Below are 17,705 nucleotides of genomic sequence, written 5' to 3' on the forward strand. Positions count from 1 at the left end.
ACCTCTTTCTATTTATTGTAACAATATCCAAAAGAAAACCCGCATACAAGACGCGGGTCAATGGAATGCATTTCAAAAACTACTAGCATCAACCCTCGGTAACAAATTAAGTTCAATGAACAGTTACTGTCTTTGGAATATTGATAACAATCTAAATTTTACTGATTCTGGTATTTTTGTCAATTATCTTTCGATTGTAACACGGATACCAGGACCCATTGTTGTAGAAAGAACTAAGTTTTTCATGTAAGTTCCTTTTACAGTTGTTGGACGAGCTTTGGCGATCGTGTTGTAGATTGCACGGAAATTTTCAATCAGTTTATCATCTTCAAAGCTTACTTTTCCAATCATAACATTGATGTTTCCTTCTTTATCTACACGATATGTTACTTTACCTTTTTTAACTTCGTCCACGGCTTTGGCAACATCCATTGTTACCGTACCTGTCTTAGGGTTAGGCATTAAACCTTTAGGCCCCAATACACGACCTAAACGTCCTAACTGACCCATCATGTCTGGTGTAGCGATCAATACATCAAAATCCATCCAACCTTTCTGGATCTTTTCGATGATATCAGCACCACCTACAAAATCAGCTCCGGCTTCCTGAGCTTCTTTTTCCTTGTCCCCCTGTGCTACAACACATACCTTCTGTGTTTTACCAGTTCCGTTAGGCAGAACCATAGCACCACGAATCTGCTGATCCGCATGACGAGGATCTACATTTAAGCGGAAGTTTACTTCCACACTTGCGTCAAATCCACATTTTCCAGTCTGTTTTGCCAAAGCAACAGCTTCTTCGATAGGATACGTTTTGTTACGATCTACCAATTTGCTGACTTCAGCATAGCGTTTACTTACTTTTGCCATAATTGATAAACCTCCTATTCAAATCCTTCGATTTTGATACCCATGTTGCGAGCTGTACCGGCAACGATACGCATAGCGGCTTCTACATCGTTAGCGTTCAAATCTGGCATCTTGTATTCAGCAATTTCTTTTAACTGATCTACTGTGATCGTTCCAGCTACCTGTTTCTGGTCACCGCTGGCTTTTTGAATGTTTGCTGCTTTTTTCAACATAACGGCAGCAGGGGTCGTTTTCAAAATGAAATCAAAACTCTTGTCTTCGTACGCAGTGATCACAACTGGTACCAAGTCCCCTTTACGGTCTTTTGTTGCATCGTTGAATGCTGTACAGAACTGTGGCATGTTGATACCGGCACTTGCCAAAGCAGGACCCGGTTTAGCTCCGCCAGCAGGGAATTGCAACTTACAAACCTTAGCAACTTTCTTTTTGCTCATAAGACAATACCTCCTAAATAGTTTGTTCTTATGCAGTGGTCCGACGAGTGGTTGCGCACTCTGCCACGCATGCTTACTTATATTATAAAAAAAGAGCGCAAAGTGCAAGGACTTTTCGCTCTTTTTCTAAATTTTTTCCTGTTTTTTTCTAATCCCAGAAATCATCGTCATCATCCCAGAAGCTATCACCATAGTTATAGTCATAATTATAACTATTGTTGAAAGCGTTCTGAACGCTCCAGGAAAGCCTGGCTGCACTAAACAATAAGAACCCGGCAATCACAATGGAAATCGCCAATCCTACGATGGAAATGATCATCGCCAGTATCTTTACTTTTGTGATATCAAAGGACAACAGCGCCAAAACAACAGCTACTGCGCCAGCAATGATTGCCAAAATATTAAAGAAAAATGTAAATGGCGATAAAATTGTTAAAGCCATAGAACCTGCACCAAATACGATGGCCAATACCGTCTTGAAATCCATAGACGCATGGCTTTCTGGTGGATTTACTTCACTTTTTTTCGATTTTGGAACCTGCGGATGCGGTTTTCTTTCTTCTTTTGGTTCTGCGGTCGGGACCACAGGTGGAATTTGCTTGTTTTCCATAGTCATATCTCCTTATTGATTGGTTCTATTTTATCACGTTTTGCATATAAATGAAATTTGAGTACAATGTACATATGCAAATCATCGATCAGACCATACAAAATGTATTTCAAACCACACAATATTCCCTTACAAAGTTAGATAAAGGCATCAGCAATCATAATTATCTGCTGTGTGTTGATCAAAAAAAATATATTGTTCGCGCCCCTAAAAGTGAGCACTCTGCCCTTCATCTTCAATTTGAAAAAGAAAAGGAAGTCCTCCTGCATGTAAAAAATCTAGATGTAGAAACTCTTTATTTTGATACGATTAACGGCATAAAGATTACCAGTTATGTTCCTAACGTATCCGAGTTTCATGAAAGTGCTGATCCAAAAAAGTATGCCAAAGCCGCTTTATTATTGAAAAAGCTACATACAAAAAATGTACAGGTTTCTTTTTCCTTTGATCCTTTTTTTAAACTGGAACAATATAAGAATGCTATTAAGTCCCCTATTATCCATTTTGATCAAGAAGGAAAAATCTTAAATGCCGTCAAAGAAATCTATACACCGGATACACTTTGTCATAATGATGTCGTACAAGGCAATATCCTTTTTAGTCCACAAAGAGAATACTTGATTGATTGGGAATATGGTGCCATGAACGACCGACGTTTTGATATTGCCAGTTTCTTTAGTGAAAACCAGATCATGGATCCAGAGGCAAGAAGCCAATTTTATGAAGCCTATCATTTACCGATATCAAATACGAAAGTCTGCTTGTTTGAAGCTATGGCTGACATCTTATGGGGCTATTGGGCCAATATGCTCTATGAAAAGCGAAAAGAGCTCATCTACAAACAAATCGCAACAGAGAAAATGGAACACTATCATCATTTCTCCCTGCATTCTCTTTCCTCATTAATCCATACCTTATAACAGAAATCAGTTCATGCTGATTTCTTTTTATTTTAGAGAATAAACAAAAAAAAGTCCTTTTCAGGACTTGCTTATCATATGGTGACGCGTACGGGATTCGAACCCGTGAATGCATGCGTGAAAGGCATGTGAGTTAACCGTTTCTCCAACGCGCCATGTATGTTAAACCTGCCTCTTTGGCAAGTGCTCACATATATTATCATGAGTTTTTTTAATGCGCAAGTACTTTTTTAAAAAATATTCTGGATTTTTACAAAAAAAAAGAACAAGCATTTCATTACATGCTTGTTCCTTCCGTTTTCGTTAATAATATATAAGCTGCTTTTAGATCATCTATTTTCGTATTTGAATCTTCTAACATAGCATACACCAAAGACATCTGTTTTAAATATTCAGGATCCGTATCTAGTCTTTCTTTATCCGGATGGGTCACAATTTCAAACAGCTTATCACGCAATAAGAAATATTGAAATTCTTCTTCCACTTCATCCATCAAATCTTTCAGTTTCCAGGAAATATTATTTTCCGTGCGTACTGCAACACGCCCAAGGCGAATCCCTTTTTCTTTCAACAGCTTGGCAAAAAGCTGAATTTTATCTTGTTTCATCGTATCTAGAAACAAGAAATCTTCATAAAGCTTATTACAAACCGGTTTTTCTTCACTGGAAAATACTTTAGATATCACCAAATCTAAATGATTATCCCCTACTTCTTTAAATTCTTCCTGCAGATCGCTTAATACATTTTCTACGATTTCTTTTTGTTGTGAACCTTCTTTAAAATAAACCAAAATCATATAAGAACTCCTCTTTTGACTTCACTCCTGAAAATATATACAATACTGTCAACAGGAGGAAACTTCTATGAAAAAGATTATAGCACTATTTATGACATTCTGTCTTTGTCTTGCCCTAACAGGGTGTCAATCAAAGAACAATGAAGATATCCTTGCCTTTTTTTCCGCATTTCACAACACCTTAGATACAGAATCGGGTACGATTGAAGGAAGCATTGAAATGGCAAGCATTGAAAATTCGGTCATTGATTTACACATGCAATATCGCCAAGTCGATGATTTACAACTAGCTTTGCGTGTGGATTTAGAATCCGGTGGAAACCGTCAGGATGATTTTTTATGTTTCTACATTCGTGATGGAAAGACGTATCTAAATTCTATGGGTACTACTTCACAAAGTGTGGCTTCTAATTTAGGTCTTGATACCCATCAAAAGATTTCCGTAAAAGATCCTTTTATGAACTTTAGCGATGAAGAATTAGCTTCTTTTATGGAATCCAGCAGTCGCTCCGGAAATACATATTCCTACACTTTAAATTCACAAATGATTTCAACTCTGTTAGACTCTTACGGAACTGTTACGTTAAAAGAAGCCACTTTAGAAGCTGTCATAGAAGATGACATTCTTCAAGAGTTTGCTTTGCGTATCGCCGGACAACAAAGCATTGTATCGGATTCATCAGATATTGATTTTACGATTCATTGTCAAATCAGTGATTTTAATTCACTGGATCAAGTTGATTTCCCGGATGATCTTACTAATTATTAAATCGTATCGCTTCAAGATACGATTTTTTATTGCCATGTTCTCTAATTTCCTCATTATTTAATGTTATAATGTATATAGAAATAATAGGAAAGGCGGAGTATTGATGAATAATAATTTTATTTTAAACAATGCTTTCTTTCTAAAGATTCTTTTGGTTGCTATTTTATTGATAATGTTATTGATTATAAAAAATATTTCCATCAAAAGAAATTGGAAACATAAGAAGCTGCTTCTATTTCTGAATCCCCTTCTATTTGGTTTTATGGCCTGTGATATCTTCAATTTCCGGTATCGACAGAGCAGAGTTTTTATCCTTTCAATTTTATGGAGTCATCGCTATGATTATTCTGTTAATTCCAGCTTTATGGATCGACTACAAATGGTTTGCACCCAAAAGTGACGATTCTTTAAAAGATGAGGGTATTTCTTCTAAAGAGTAAGATTAATTTTTACTTATTTGTAAACTACTAAACATGCTTTAACACCACAAGTTTATCCCCATCACAAATCATTGTATCCCCATTGGGTACAATGATTTCTTTTTGTCGTTTGATCATGACAATTAAATAAGGCATATTTTGTGGAAGCTGATAAACCTTCTTTTGACACCATTTATGATGCTCATCAATATAAATTTCTTTCATCTGATAATTCTGTGTTTCTTCGAATGCATGTGCCGCCAATACTAATGTATCCCCTTTTTCCAAAAAGGTATTCCCATTTGGCATGATCGTTTCTTCTTTTTTAAGAACCAGTACCGCCAACATCTGTTCTGGTAATGCGATCTGAGAAATAGTCTTATTGACATATGTGTGATTTTCATCCATGTGGATTTGAATAAAACGAATTTCTTCTTCCTCCTGGTAATCATTAAATGTCTTTAAGATATTTCCTTGAGGGTCTTTCATTTTCATCCACTCTGTAAATTTAGGAAGCAAGGAACCTTGTACAATCAACGAAATCAACACGATAATAAAAACAATGTTAAATAAATTTAGCGGATACTCCACGCCTTTGGTAACTGCCATAATAGCAAACACGATTGAAGCCACACCACGTAAACCGGCCATTGAAATGACTGCGATTCTATTCCAGGAAAAACCTAACGGTTTCAACAACAAAGTACACACCAATGGTCTTGCGATCAAAATCATAAACAAAGAAATCCAGAAAGCATATGTAAACTGACTTGGTAAGGAAGAAGGGGTAACCAACAATCCCAGTAAAAAGAAAATGATCATTTGACAGTTTTCTGTCAATACATCAAAGAAGTGAACCATATCTTTTTTATCAGGCACATAACTGTTTCCCATGATGATACCACATAAGTAAACACTTAAATAACCATTTCCTCCTACCTTATAAGCAAAAGCATAAGACAATAGAGAAGCTGCAAACAAAAGGATCGTTCGTTCTGCCGAAGACAACTGATCCATTTGATGAAGCAGGAACAAAACACCTTTGGCCACCAAAACTCCAATTAGCACACCAAACCCTAATTGTTGTAACAACATCCATGGAATATGGATCGATTCACCAAGACATAAAGCTGAAAGAATCAATGTCAGCATGTAGGAAAAAGGATCATTCGAACCAGATTCCACTTCCAACAAGGAATCCGTATTTTGTTTTAAGGCCAGATTTTTAGAACGCAGCACATTAAAAACACTGGCTGCATCTGTCGAACACACCACAGCACCCATCAAAAGACTGGCGTACAGAGGAAGCCCAAATACAAAATAAACAAAGCCACCCACAAGAAAAGCCATCAAAACTACGCCTACACTGGACAATAGAATAGCTGGAGCCAATATTTTCTTTGCCTGTTTAATATTGGTTCCAAAGCCTCCATAAAACATAATGAAAATAAGACAAGTAGAACAAATCGTTTCAGATAATGCATAATCGTCAAAAGAAATTTGAAACAAACCATCTACACCAAACAATATCCCCAACACCAAAAAGATTACCAATGAAGGGATGGGAAGTCTCGCCAACAAATGGTTTAATAAAATACATAATATAAATACAACACCAATACCTATCAAAAGAACACTCAAAACATCACCTCCACAAAAAAAGAGCATGTTCCCATGCTCCTAATATACTAGATTTTTGATTTTTTCCCAAGTGAACTGTGGATCTCCAAAATGTCCATAACAACTTGTCTTATGATAGATTGGCTTTCTTAAATCCAGTTCCTGGATGATGTTGTTGACATCGAAGTTAAAATTCGTTTTGATCACATCCAACAGTTTTTCATCATCCATGATGCCGGTTCCAAAAGTATCAACGCATAAAGAAATCGGTTCTGCCTTACCGATGGCATAGCTGACCTGCACTTCCGCTCTTCTGGCCAGTTTATTAGCTACTAAGCTCTTGGCCACATACCGACAATAATAAGCAGCACTACGATCGACCTTTGTCGGGTCTTTACTGGAGAAGCAGCCTCCTCCAATACGGCCTCTTCCACCATAGGTATCGCAAACGATCTTACGGCCTGTCGTTCCGGAATCTCCAAAAGAACCACCTACGACAAAGCTTCCGCTTGGATTGATGAAGTATTTTGTGTTTTCGTCCAAAAACTTTTCATTGATACTCGGTTTAATGACCTCATTCATGATCAACTCGCGAATTTCTTCCTGTGTCGCGCTGGCATCATGCTGGGTGGAGACAACGATCGTATCGATACGTTTGATCTCATCATTTTCATATTCAACCGAAACCTGTGTTTTTCCGTCTGGTTTCAAGATCGGATTTTCACGGCGAACCTTTGTCAGCTGACGAGCCAGCTTATGCGCATAATAAATCGTCAACGGCATGTATTCGCGACTTTCATCACAGGCATATCCAAACATGATTCCCTGGTCACCGGCACAGATTTCATCTCGATTGACCGCATTGTGAATTTCCGGAGACTGTTGGTTGACAACAACATGCACCTTGTAATCTTCGGTATAACCGATACGACGAATTTCTTTTAAGGCAATGGCTTCATAGTCAATATCAGCTTGGGTATTGGCTTCTCCATAAATCAACACAAAATCATCCTTGATCGTACATTCCACAGCCATATTGGAATAAGGATCCTGCTCTAAAGCGGCATCCAGGATACGATCGGCAATCTGATCACAAATCTTGTCCGGATGTCCTTCGGTAACACTCTCACTGGTAAAGATATAGTTTTTCATACTGTTCCTCCATAAAAAAACATACTTCCTAAGAAGTATGTCGAAATCAAGATACTTCTTATCGTCTGTTAGCAGGACCACCTTAATATCTGCCGATATCAGGTTGGCGTGGGATCAACGAGCTAACTCTCTAACCCATCTCTTGATAATGCATTACTATTTAATCACAAAGGATTCTCTTTGACAACCAAAAGCATCATTTATTTTCTCGAATCACACGACATGGATTTCCGCAGGCAACGCTGTTATCGGGTATATCTTTGGTGACAACATTACCAGCTCCAATCACTACATTATTTCCAATATGTACGCCTGGTAAAATAACAACACCACCGCCGATCCAGACATTCTTCCCAATATATACCGGCGCCGTCTGTGTCTTACAAAACGCAAAGGGGCCATCTTCCTTTGGTTCACCAAATCGATCCAAAGCATTTGTAGGATGAAAAGCCGTATAAATCTGTACATTCGGTGCAATCAGAGCATTATCTCCGATATGAATCTCATTATCATCTAAAAAAGTACAGTTCATATTCACTTCACAGTTATCACCAAAATATATATTTTCTCCATAATCAACATAAAAAGGTGGTGTGATCCATAAATTCTTCCCCTGACCGCCTAAAAGCTCTTTTAAAATTTCTGCTTTTTTTACACCGTCATTGGATGGAATTTGATTGTATTCACACACCAGATCTTTGGCTTTATGCCATTGAGCCAATAGCTCAGTATCACCGCAGTCATACAGTTGACCTGCCAACATCTTTTCTTTTTCCGTCATCATACTACTCTCCTTTTTTCTTCTGTCTTCTTTGAAACTCTATATAAAAACGTCGTATAACACTGGTTGAAAGTAACCATGCAAACCAGAAAATCAGGGCGGTACAAAAGAACCAGGAAGCATCAATCTTTTGCACGATCAAAAAAACAGATACGATCAAGATACCGATCAATACAGCACTTTTGTTGACAAAGGAGCGAAACAGTTCGATAACATACACTTCTATTTCCGAATAGAGAAATACATTGGTTTCTTCTTTTTCTTTCAGTGAATCATAGATTCCACTGGCAAAATTCTCCAAGATTTTTTTCATAGCTTTAGTGTAGCACAAAAAAAGATACAGTTGGCATCAAGCCTCTGTATCTTCTTCCTGTTCCAGTTTCTTTAACAGCTTCCAAAAGGAATAACATCTAACAATTCCCAGAATCAATACGATGATCCCAATGATGCGAAATGCCTGATGATCGGCCACGATACCGCCAATCAAAATCACAAGCCCTAAGATCACCAGCTGCATCTGTCGAAACAAAACCTTTTGTCGATCACTCATATTAACGTACAACTGTACCGTTTGGCATCTCTGTTACCGGACTGATAATCGACAATCCCTTTTCAGAGCTTGCACAAAGAATCATTCCGTTACTATCAACACCACGCAGTTTAACCGGTTTTAAATTGGTCACGACAATAACCTGTTTTCCAATCAACTCTTCCGGTTTATAAGTATTGGCAATCCCACTGACCACCTGACGAATCTCTTCACCCATATCGATTTTTTCCACCAGAAGACGATCGGCTTTAGGATGTTTTTCACATTCAATGATCGTCCCGACCTTTAATTCCACTTTGGAGAAATCATCGATCGTGATTTCTTCTTTAATTTCTTCTTTCTTTGGTTTTTCTTCTTTTTGCGCTTCCAATTCTTTATTCAGTTCTTCCATGAATTTCTTTTCATCAATACGGGCAAACAGAACTTCCGGTTTCTTTTCTACCTGGATGCCTGTTTCTAACTGTCCGAAAGTCTGAATCGAATCAAAATCACGTTGGTTCGTATGTAATGTATCTAAGATCTTATCCGCTGTTTCCGGCAGGAAGCTCTTCAATAAAACAGCACTGATACGAATGGATTCCAATAAATTATACAATACGGTTGCCAAACGATCTTTTTTATCTTCTTCCTTGGCCAGCGCCCAAGGCATCGTCTGATCAATGTATTTATTGGAGCGACGAAGCAGCGTAAAGATTTCATCTAACGCATCCCCCACACGCAGTTCTTCCATTTTGGCTTCCACTTTAGATAACGTGTTCTGGGCTAGTTCGATCAATTCTTTATCAACATCTTCTTCAACATTTGGATTTAGAATCTGTCCGTCAAAATATTTATTGGACATCGCTACCGTACGAGAAACCAGATTTCCTAAAATATTAGCCAGATCGGAATTGATTCTTTCTACGACCAACTCCCATGTGATCGTTCCATCCTGTGCAAACGGCATTTCATGCAGGCAATAGTAACGCACCGCATCCACACCAAAATGACGTACCAAATCTTCGGCATAAATAACATTTCCCTTAGATTTGGACATTTTTCCATCCCCGATCAAAAGCCATGGATGTCCGAAGACTTTCTTTGGCAATGGTTCTCCTAAAGCCATCAGGATAATCGGCCAGTAGATTGTATGGAAACGCAGTATGTCTTTTCCGATGATGTGGGTAGCCGGCCAGTATTTTTTATACTTTGGATCACTGTTGCCATAGGCATCATAGCCTAATGAAGTGATATAGTTGGATAACGCATCGATCCATACATAAACGATATGACCTTCATCAAAATCAACCGGAATTCCCCATTTAAAGGAAGTTCTGGATACACAAAGATCTTGTAATCCTGGGCGTAAGAAGTTATTCAACATCTCGTTTTTACGAGATTCCGGCTGAATAAAATCCGGATGCTCTTCAATGTATTGAATCAAGCGATCAGCATATTTCTGTAAATTTAAGAAGTAAGCTTCTTCTTTGGCTTTTTGTACCGGTCTTCCACAATCCGGACATTTACCGTCCACTAACTGCGATTCCGTCCAGAATGACTCACATGGTGTACAATACCATCCTTCATACACTCCTTTATAAATATCACCCTGTTCATACAGCTTGCGAAAGATCTTCTGTACACGCTTCATATGATCTTTGTCCGTAGTACGGATAAAGTAATCATAGCTGGTATTCATCAGATCCCAGTTGGAGCGAATCTTTGTCGAAATGGAATCGACAAATTCCTGGCAGGATACACCGGCTTCCTTCGCCTTTTCTTCAATTTTGATACCGTGTTCATCGGTTCCGGTCTGGAAGAACACATCGTATCCCTGTGCTCTTTTAAAGCGGGCAATCGCATCACTTAAAATGATCTCATACGTATTTCCGATATGAGGTCTTCCGGATGTATAGGCGATTGCGGTTGTTAAATAAAAAGGTCCTTTATTTTCCATATTGTCCTCCTATAAAATAAAAAAAGCCTTCCTCCCAAGGACGAAAGCTTCGTGGTACCACCTTAGTTCGTATCTGTATAGATTACAAATACCTCATTGGCCGTTAACGCCGGCTACGTTTCTTTCTACATTATTCAAAAGAACGGCTCCAAGTCCATGTTCCCATCTTTTCTGTCACAGAATTTCACCAAACTTCTGCTCTCTTTGCACAGTCCAAATGGTACTCTACTTTTCTTTGCCTTTTAATGCCTGTATTATACGATAGAAATTTTGTTTAAACAAGTACATAGAAAAAAGAAGGCGAAAACACCTTCTTTAAGCTGCTTTGGTCAAAATGCGAACCAACGGTAAAGCCTTGGCCGGACAATTGGTAACACCCAAATGACGATCCGGTTTTGTCGTTCCGTGATAATCACTTCCACAGGAGATAAACGCTTTATACTTCTGAGCGATTCGAATGGCAGAAGCCATTGTTTCTTCACGAATATCCGGACTGAAGCATTCGATACCATCCATACCTAAACGCATGATTTCCTCAATCAGATCATCACTGATGGAATCCAGATGCCAGCTTGCCAAAATCGCAATACCTCCGGCTTCATGAATAGCTTGAATGATCTCTTTAGCTGCCGGATAGGTACAATGCACGTAACAAGGACCATTCTTACCAAATACATCCTTGCGGAAACGACGCATTGCTTCTTTTGGTTCATAAGCATCCACGTATTTTTTTACCAACGGCATTGAACGCACCTGCGCATTATTAAACACCATGTTTGTGATATCCGTTGGTGTAATCGTCTGAAATCTTGAATTCTCCATGATGGATCTTGTATCGATCTTTACCTTTGCCAGTTTTTCAAATCGCTGCACACGTTCGATCGACATCTTCTTTTCACGCATCAAGGATTCTCTTTCCAAATCATCAAAGATTTCATGAGACCAGTCGATGTAGTATCCCAAAATACGAATTCGAGTACTGCGATATTGTGCATCGATTTCCACTCCCGGTATATATTGTATGCCATAAAGTGGTGCAAATCGACTGGCAGCCGCATTGGCTCTGGCACAGTTATGATCGGTGATCGATATTGTTTCCATGCCAAGCTGTTTGGCTTCTTTAAAGATTTCTTCGACATCATTCGATGCATCATCGCTGTAATTTGAGCGAATATGCAAATCAATTGGCGTTACATCGGCTTTGATTTCTTCTTTTACTTCCTGTTCAAAGCGAATATTGGTGATTGGCTCACGTACAGTAACGGTATTAAAGAACAGATCGACCAACGTCTGTTGACAAGGCGTCAACAGAGCTACCAGGCCATTGACAAGCCACCATAATACGATGCCAAAAGTCTGGAAGAAGAAACCGAAAACCATAAGCGGAATCCCAAAGCCAACCATCTGTCGAAAGATGACTTTTAAAGCTGATGCTTCTTCTTTGTTTTTCTTTACCAGCTTTAAATCAGTAAAGACATATCCGATCGACTGCCCTTTACAGCGAGCCGAAAATATCGGCAACAATAACACGCTGACAACAAACAACAGGGCATACATGATATAAAACAAAAGATCAAAGAAATTAGGTGGGATCAATCCACAAAGAATCAACAAAAACTCAATGACCCATATATATACCGGCAACAGGCATACATTGATATCCATTAAAAAGGCAAAAAAATGTGCCTGATAGTCTTCAAAATTACGCCTTAAATACTTGGCATGACGATATCCGCCGGAACGATACAGCTGTGATTTTTTCTGAAAATAGGCTGTAGTCAAATCTTTTAAACTATACTCTTTGATGACCATGGTTCTATCACAAACCTTTCCTGTCTTCTATTATACAAAAATTCCTTATACAAAGAAAGGCAGAAAAAAAGATCGCCGCTTTGACGATCTCTTACAGATTCTTTTCTTTCTTACGTTTGATCAAAAAGCCAAATCCAACGGAAGATAAAGCCATTAAAGCTCCATATAATCCAAATCCGCTGGAAGTCGATGTATCTACGACCGGTCTTTTTGTCAATGTACTTCCCTGATTTTCAATACGCTGGCACTGATTGACCAAAGAGAAATATCTCTGGCTTCCATTGGCCAACAAATAAGAATTTAACTGTGAAACCTTATCAGTGGATAAATCCGAATAACCGGCAACACCCGATAAGATCTGACGATAGTTATACATCGTTACCGAAGTATAAAGATTGCCATTGGCATCCATCAGATAATTTTTGATAAAATTTTGTACATCCGGATCCAGTGTGTTTAACTCTAAAGTGTTCGATACGACTGGCTTTACTGTTTCCTTTGTTTCTGAAACAACCGGTTTTGTTTCCTGTACAACAGGTGTAACCACTTGTGGCTCTACTGTTTTAGAAACAGACTGTGTGGCACTGACCAGTAAAGATTCTTCTGTTGGCTCTGCCTTATACAAAAATATTGTCGGTGCAATTACCGGAGCCTCTATCTCTTCGAAAGCTTCATTTTCTACAGGCTCTTTTTCCTCTTCCGGTTTACTTTCGGTTTCATCCTGAACATTTTCTTCCGTTTCCGGTTTAGAAACTTCTGTTGTTTCCGTTTCCTTGTTTTCTTCTGCCTCTTTATTGTCTTCCGTTGTCTTTTCCGGTTCCTGCGAAGATGTCGATTCCTCCGTTACAGGCGGCTTATTTTCGTTGGCCTCCTGTTCCGGTTTTGTGATTTCTTCACTTTCCTCCGGTTTGACCTCTTCTTTTTCCTTGACGGTCTGCTGCATCAAAAGCGCTTCTTCATACAACTTCGTATAGTCTTTTTCCAGCAGCTTTCCTTCTGGATTCTTCGTGTTCCATAGAATCTCTTTTACAGCCTTCTGCATATCCTTGCTTAAGGTATCATATACTTTTTTCCCGCTCAGGATCTGCTCATAGTTTTTCTCTGTTACAGTTTCATAGACTGTGTAACTAACGATCTCCTGTTTTTTGGTATCGATCGTTACCTTTTTAAATGAACAGTACAGATCAACAAAATCCTGCGGATCTTTGATTTCCTTTGTCTGTACTACAGTCGTCTGTGTTGGAGTCGTTTGTGCATAAATCGGCATGCCGGAAAAGCCTATGGCAGAAGCTGCCACCACAGAAGCAAGACTGTATGCGATCCTTTTTTTCATTGATCCATCACTCCTCACGTTTCTTATACCAACTTGTATTTTACCTTATTTTTTACTGGTTTTCCAGTCCCCAATATCGAACGACAAATTCTCGTGCCTCTTGATCCGTTCTTTCCAGTTCCTCTAAAGTCGGATTCGCAATAAAAGTAGCTGCTTCTACAGCTTTTTCAATACTTTCTTCGATCTGTAAAAAAGTAATCTTTTTATCCAGAAAAAGCTCTACGGCCTTTTCATCCGCTCCATTAAAACAAGCACCCAGATTTCCTTCTTTTTTTCCAATCTGATATGCCAATTTCAACATCGGATAGCGTTCATAATCCATTTCTTTAAAATCCAGACTTAACGTCTTTGTCATATCTAACGGATGCTCTTCCTTTAAATATGGACGGTTTGGATACATCAAAGCATATTGTATCGGCAGTCGCATATCGGCTGAACCAAGCTGCGCCATGATGGCATTGTCATTATATTCCACCATGGAGTGAATCAAGCTTTGGGCATGTAAGACCGTGTCGATCTTTTCATAAGGAAGATCAAACAAATAATGCGCTTCTATGACCTCAAAGCCCTTATTGACCATGGTAGCACTGTCGATCGTGATACGCTTGCCCATGTTCCAGTTTGGATGTGCCAGCGCTTCTTCCACACTGACATTCTGAAGCTGTTCTCTGGTATGATCACGAAAACTTCCGCCCGATGCGGTAATGATCAAGCGCCGCACTTCTTCTTTCTTTCCGGCCTGCAGACATTGAAAGATAGCCGAATGCTCGGAATCAATCGGATATAATTTTGTGTTAGTCTTTTCCAACATTTTTTTGACCAAAACACCGCCGGCCACCAGACTTTCTTTATTAGCCAGAGCCACATCCTTTCCTTTGCGCAATGACTCCAAAGTAGGCTTCAAACCACGAAAGCCGACAACCGCATTGACCAAAAGATCATAATCACAATGTTGGATACACTGCACCATATTCTCTTCGCCATAAAAGACATGTTCACAGGAAAACGTAATTCCTTCCTTGTTTTCAAATAAACCGATGGCTTCTACCGATGGAAAAGCCTCCGCAATTTTTTTGAGCTCTTTTGCGTTATGCCCGGCACAGATACCGACCAGAGAAAATTCATCCGGATGCTTGGAAAGTACATCCAAAGTTTGTCTTCCGATGGAACCTGTCGCCCCTAACAATACTATACGTTTCATATTCTTCCTCGTTTCTTCAACATTACTATACAAAAAAAGTGAAGTTTTTCAACCTCACTTCACATTTTACTTTTCAAAAGGAATCGGATGCAGATCCCAAATCTCTTTGGCGTATTCACGAATCGTACGATCACTGGAGAAATATCCGCTCTGTGCAATGTTGATCAACATCGTACGAGCCCAGCTTGTCTTATCCTGATAACGAGCTTCTACCTGACGTTGTGCATAAACATAGGCATCAAAATCTGCCAAAACATAGAATTCATCATTTCGCAACAACAGATCATTGTAGATCAGCTGGAATTCATCTGGATTGGAAGACCATGTTCCGTTTTTCAAAGAATCGATCACACGACGAACACGATAGTTGTTGTGATAGATATGCCATGCGTTATAAGAGTTTTCTTTCTTTACTTCTTCAATGTCTTCCACACGCAGGCCGAAGATTTCTGCATTTTCATAGCCGACACGTTCTACGATTTCCACATTGGCTCCATCCAAAGTTCCTAAAGTGATGGCTCCATTCATCATGTATTTCATATTTCCCGTACCACTGGCTTCTTTTCCGGCTGTAGAAATCTGTTCACTGACATCTGCGGCATTCAATAAGATTTCAGCTACCGAAACTGAATAGTTTGGAATGAAGACCACTTTGATATACTGATTGATTTCCGGATCGTTATTGATCTTATCAGCTACCATGTTGATCAGCTTGATGATTTCTTTTGCCAGCATGTAGCTAGGTGCTGCCTTGGCCGAGAAGAAGAATGTACGCGGATAAATTCTAAAGCTTGGTTCTTCTTTCATCCTCAAATACAGATGCATCACATGGAAAATGTTCAACAACTGACGTTTATAGGCATGTAAACGTTTAGCCTGACAGTCAAAGATCGAATTTACATCGACATCAATACCCAATGTCTTCTTTACATAATCGGCAAGAATCTGTTTACGTTCCAGCTTCACATCCATAAAACGCTGCTGCAGGATCGGATCATCGACGTGTTCCATTAGTTTTTCCAAATCTTCCGGATGCGTCTTAAAGGAATCTCCAATGGTTTCCTCCAACAATTTTGTCAGCTGTGGGTTCGAATACAACAACCAGCGACGATGCGTAATTCCATTAGTCTTATTGTTGAAATGACCTGGATACAGATCCGCAAAATCCTTCATGACATCATGAATCAAGATTTCTGTATGCAGCTTAGCTACCCCGTTCACGCTGTGACTGCCGACAATGGCCAAATGCGCCATATGAACCTGACCTTCTTTTAAGATGGCCACATTGTTCCATACATGGCCCATACCCTTATGATCCACTTCGTATTTAAAGCGACGATCGATTTCTTCGATGATCATATAAATACGAGGCAATAAAGAACGCATCATTTCCTGCGGCCATTTTTCCAAAGCCTCAGCCATGACCGTATGGTTGGTATAAGCTACGGTTTTTGTCACGATATCCCATGCGTGATCCCACTCATAATCATAATCATCACACAATACACGCATCAATTCCGGAATGACTAATACCGGATGGGTATCGTTTAACTGAATGGCCGCTTTTTCGCCTAAATTATCCAGGCTTGGATAGGCACGTAAATGGGAACGAATGATCTGATCGATACCGGCACACACGAAGAAATATTCCTGTTTCAAACGAAGCAGCTTTCCTTCTTCTGTAGAATCATCCGGATACACATTGGCTGTAATAGCCATAACATCGTTCAAATATTTATTCAACTGTCCGGCCTGCACAAAGTCTTCATCGACTTCGGCATCCCATAAACGCAATGTATTGGTCGTTGTCGTATGATAACCGATAATTGGTTCATCATATGGTACGGCGCGCACAACAAATTCTGGATGATAGTTGGAACGGAATTTTCCGTTTTGATCCATATAGGCATCCAATTGTCCACCAAAAGGCACCTGCATCGCATGATGCGGTTTCCAAACTTCCCATACGTTACCATTCTTTAACCAACAATCCGGTAATTCTACCTGTTCATCATTAACGATTTTCTGTTTGAAAAGACCATAACGATAACGAATACAGTTTCCATGTCCGGCTAAATCCAGGGAAGCCAAAGAATCCATGAAGCAGGCTGCCAAACGTCCTAAACCACCGTTTCCTAAACCGGCATCGCTTTCCATTTCTTCCATATCATTAAGATCCATCCCCAGATCCTGTAATCCTTCTTTGACAAGATCGTAAATTCCCAAGTTCATCAGATTGCTTGTCAACAAGCGCCCCATCAAAAATTCCATGGAAAAATAATATAACTGTTTTGACTGTGATTTTCGAATCGCATTTTTTGTTTCTTTCCAGTTGATTCCGACATAGTCACGAATCATCTTTCCTAATACTTGATATCGTTCTGCCGGGAAAGTTTCTTCAAAATCTCGACCATATGTTTCAGAAACTTCCTGTTTATACCGCTCGATAAAAACTTCCTTTGAATCAAATCGATTTGACATAGTTTTCCCTCCACACTGTGT

16 protein-coding genes, 1 tRNA gene and 2 other annotated features are annotated in these 17,705 nt (G+C 39.2%); of the genes, 2 read left to right on the plus strand and 15 right to left on the minus strand.

The genetic code is table 11. The features are described from left to right. Positions 1-23 precede the first annotated feature (23 nt). Positions 24-154 (minus strand) — a sequence feature (ribosomal protein L10 leader region). A 29-nt stretch (positions 155-183) separates the two neighbouring features. The 3 genes from rplA to ACTQX6_RS00220 all read right to left on the minus strand — a co-directional run bounded on the left by rplA (position 184) and on the right by ACTQX6_RS00220 (position 1,914). Next, positions 184-870 carry a 50S ribosomal protein L1 gene (rplA, locus tag ACTQX6_RS00210; RefSeq protein ID WP_117446985.1) on the minus strand — a complete coding sequence of 229 codons (687 nt, stop codon included), beginning with the start codon at positions 868-870 and terminating at the stop codon, positions 184-186. A gap of 14 nt (positions 871-884) precedes the next feature. Beyond that, positions 885-1,304 (minus strand): 50S ribosomal protein L11, encoded by a 420-nt coding sequence (rplK, locus tag ACTQX6_RS00215; protein WP_022789393.1) that lies wholly within the window; start codon positions 1,302-1,304, stop codon positions 885-887. A 148-nt stretch (positions 1,305-1,452) separates the two neighbouring features. Further along, positions 1,453-1,914 carry a hypothetical protein gene (locus ACTQX6_RS00220; protein WP_294689064.1) on the minus strand — a complete coding sequence of 154 codons (462 nt, stop codon included), beginning with the start codon at positions 1,912-1,914 and terminating at the stop codon, positions 1,453-1,455. Between the two features lie 50 nt (positions 1,915-1,964). On the opposite strand from ACTQX6_RS00220, the gene ACTQX6_RS00225 reads away from it, so the two are divergent. Beyond that, positions 1,965-2,834 carry a choline/ethanolamine kinase family protein gene (locus tag ACTQX6_RS00225; RefSeq protein ID WP_441657693.1) on the plus strand — a complete coding sequence of 290 codons (870 nt, stop codon included), beginning with the start codon at positions 1,965-1,967 and terminating at the stop codon, positions 2,832-2,834. A gap of 79 nt (positions 2,835-2,913) precedes the next feature. On the opposite strand, the gene ACTQX6_RS00230 is transcribed toward ACTQX6_RS00225, so the two are convergent. Together ACTQX6_RS00230 and ACTQX6_RS00235 are read right to left on the minus strand one after the other, a co-directional pair. After that, positions 2,914-2,989, minus strand: a tRNA-Glu gene (locus ACTQX6_RS00230). A 122-nt stretch (positions 2,990-3,111) separates the two neighbouring features. Beyond that, a complete protein-coding gene (locus ACTQX6_RS00235) occupies positions 3,112-3,630 on the minus strand; it encodes a DUF3783 domain-containing protein (protein WP_294689068.1) in 519 nt (172 codons plus the stop codon). 67 nt (positions 3,631-3,697) lie between these two features. Here ACTQX6_RS00235 and ACTQX6_RS00240 point away from each other — a divergent pair, with 67 nt between their 5' ends. Beyond that, positions 3,698-4,399, plus strand: coding sequence for a hypothetical protein (locus tag ACTQX6_RS00240; protein WP_294689069.1), 702 nt, complete (start codon positions 3,698-3,700; stop codon positions 4,397-4,399). Between the two features lie 467 nt (positions 4,400-4,866). On the opposite strand, the gene ACTQX6_RS00245 is transcribed toward ACTQX6_RS00240, so the two are convergent. The 10 genes from ACTQX6_RS00245 to ACTQX6_RS00290 all read right to left on the minus strand — a co-directional run bounded on the left by ACTQX6_RS00245 (position 4,867) and on the right by ACTQX6_RS00290 (position 17,684). After that, entirely contained in the window at positions 4,867-6,486 is a 1,620-nt protein-coding gene (locus ACTQX6_RS00245; RefSeq protein ID WP_220412080.1) for a potassium/proton antiporter, read from the minus strand. Positions 6,487-6,498: 12 nt separating this feature from the next. Further along, the gene (metK, locus tag ACTQX6_RS00250; protein ID WP_117446328.1) at positions 6,499-7,590 is read right to left on the minus strand and encodes a methionine adenosyltransferase; all 1,092 of its coding nucleotides are present in this window, start codon (positions 7,588-7,590) and stop codon (positions 6,499-6,501) included. A 196-nt stretch (positions 7,591-7,786) separates the two neighbouring features. Next, on the minus strand, positions 7,787-8,371 hold the full coding sequence (locus ACTQX6_RS00255; RefSeq protein ID WP_294689141.1) for a sugar O-acetyltransferase: 585 nt from the start codon (positions 8,369-8,371) through the stop codon (positions 7,787-7,789). Between the two features lie 4 nt (positions 8,372-8,375). Further along, positions 8,376-8,684, minus strand: a complete 309-nt coding sequence (locus ACTQX6_RS00260; protein ID WP_294689074.1) for a hypothetical protein — start codon at positions 8,682-8,684, stop codon at positions 8,376-8,378. A 36-nt stretch (positions 8,685-8,720) separates the two neighbouring features. Continuing rightward, positions 8,721-8,921: a hypothetical protein gene (locus tag ACTQX6_RS00265; protein ID WP_117446330.1), complete on the minus strand. Its 201-nt coding sequence runs from the start codon at positions 8,919-8,921 to the stop codon at positions 8,721-8,723. A gap of 1 nt (position 8,922) precedes the next feature. Then, positions 8,923-10,857 (minus strand): methionine--tRNA ligase, encoded by a 1,935-nt coding sequence (gene metG / locus ACTQX6_RS00270; RefSeq protein ID WP_294689076.1) that lies wholly within the window; start codon positions 10,855-10,857, stop codon positions 8,923-8,925. 33 nt (positions 10,858-10,890) lie between these two features. Further along, positions 10,891-11,102: a binding site (T-box leader), on the minus strand. Between the two features lie 70 nt (positions 11,103-11,172). Further along, positions 11,173-12,669: a PHP domain-containing protein gene (locus tag ACTQX6_RS00275; RefSeq protein ID WP_195222167.1), complete on the minus strand. Its 1,497-nt coding sequence runs from the start codon at positions 12,667-12,669 to the stop codon at positions 11,173-11,175. Between the two features lie 91 nt (positions 12,670-12,760). Then, entirely contained in the window at positions 12,761-14,002 is a 1,242-nt protein-coding gene (locus tag ACTQX6_RS00280; protein ID WP_294689079.1) for a hypothetical protein, read from the minus strand. Between the two features lie 52 nt (positions 14,003-14,054). Beyond that, entirely contained in the window at positions 14,055-15,203 is a 1,149-nt protein-coding gene (gene dxr / locus ACTQX6_RS00285) for a 1-deoxy-D-xylulose-5-phosphate reductoisomerase (protein ID WP_294689081.1), read from the minus strand. A gap of 66 nt (positions 15,204-15,269) precedes the next feature. Beyond that, a complete protein-coding gene (locus tag ACTQX6_RS00290) occupies positions 15,270-17,684 on the minus strand; it encodes a glycogen/starch/alpha-glucan phosphorylase (protein ID WP_168964581.1) in 2,415 nt (804 codons plus the stop codon). Positions 17,685-17,705 lie beyond the last annotated feature (21 nt).

It is taken from the genome of Faecalicoccus sp. LCP19S3_E2, from assembly GCF_052121255.1.
Lineage (GTDB): Bacteria > Bacillota_I > Bacilli_A > Erysipelotrichales > Erysipelotrichaceae > Faecalicoccus.

What these genes read in the sequence shown, in the direction of transcription:
- rplA (WP_117446985.1), bottom strand. Translation starts at nt 870, where the DNA reads ATGGCAAAAGTAAGTAAACGCTATGCTGAAGTCAGCAAATTGGTAGAT.
- rplK (WP_022789393.1), bottom strand. Translation starts at nt 1,304, where the DNA reads ATGAGCAAAAAGAAAGTTGCTAAGGTTTGTAAGTTGCAATTCCCTGCT.
- ACTQX6_RS00220 (WP_294689064.1), bottom strand. Translation starts at nt 1,914, where the DNA reads ATGGAAAACAAGCAAATTCCACCTGTGGTCCCGACCGCAGAACCAAAA.
- ACTQX6_RS00225 (WP_441657693.1), top strand. Translation starts at nt 1,965, where the DNA reads ATGAAATTTGAGTACAATGTACATATGCAAATCATCGATCAGACCATA.
- ACTQX6_RS00235 (WP_294689068.1), bottom strand. Translation starts at nt 3,630, where the DNA reads ATGATTTTGGTTTATTTTAAAGAAGGTTCACAACAAAAAGAAATCGTA.
- ACTQX6_RS00240 (WP_294689069.1), top strand. Translation starts at nt 3,698, where the DNA reads ATGAAAAAGATTATAGCACTATTTATGACATTCTGTCTTTGTCTTGCC.
- ACTQX6_RS00245 (WP_220412080.1), bottom strand. Translation starts at nt 6,486, where the DNA reads ATGCTCTTTTTTTGTGGAGGTGATGTTTTGAGTGTTCTTTTGATAGGT.
- metK (WP_117446328.1), bottom strand. Translation starts at nt 7,590, where the DNA reads ATGAAAAACTATATCTTTACCAGTGAGAGTGTTACCGAAGGACATCCG.
- ACTQX6_RS00255 (WP_294689141.1), bottom strand. Translation starts at nt 8,371, where the DNA reads ATGACGGAAAAAGAAAAGATGTTGGCAGGTCAACTGTATGACTGCGGT.
- ACTQX6_RS00260 (WP_294689074.1), bottom strand. Translation starts at nt 8,684, where the DNA reads ATGAAAAAAATCTTGGAGAATTTTGCCAGTGGAATCTATGATTCACTG.
- ACTQX6_RS00265 (WP_117446330.1), bottom strand. Translation starts at nt 8,921, where the DNA reads ATGAGTGATCGACAAAAGGTTTTGTTTCGACAGATGCAGCTGGTGATC.
- metG (WP_294689076.1), bottom strand. Translation starts at nt 10,857, where the DNA reads ATGGAAAATAAAGGACCTTTTTATTTAACAACCGCAATCGCCTATACA.
- ACTQX6_RS00275 (WP_195222167.1), bottom strand. Translation starts at nt 12,669, where the DNA reads ATGGTCATCAAAGAGTATAGTTTAAAAGATTTGACTACAGCCTATTTT.
- ACTQX6_RS00280 (WP_294689079.1), bottom strand. Translation starts at nt 14,002, where the DNA reads ATGAAAAAAAGGATCGCATACAGTCTTGCTTCTGTGGTGGCAGCTTCT.
- dxr (WP_294689081.1), bottom strand. Translation starts at nt 15,203, where the DNA reads ATGAAACGTATAGTATTGTTAGGGGCGACAGGTTCCATCGGAAGACAA.
- ACTQX6_RS00290 (WP_168964581.1), bottom strand. Translation starts at nt 17,684, where the DNA reads ATGTCAAATCGATTTGATTCAAAGGAAGTTTTTATCGAGCGGTATAAA.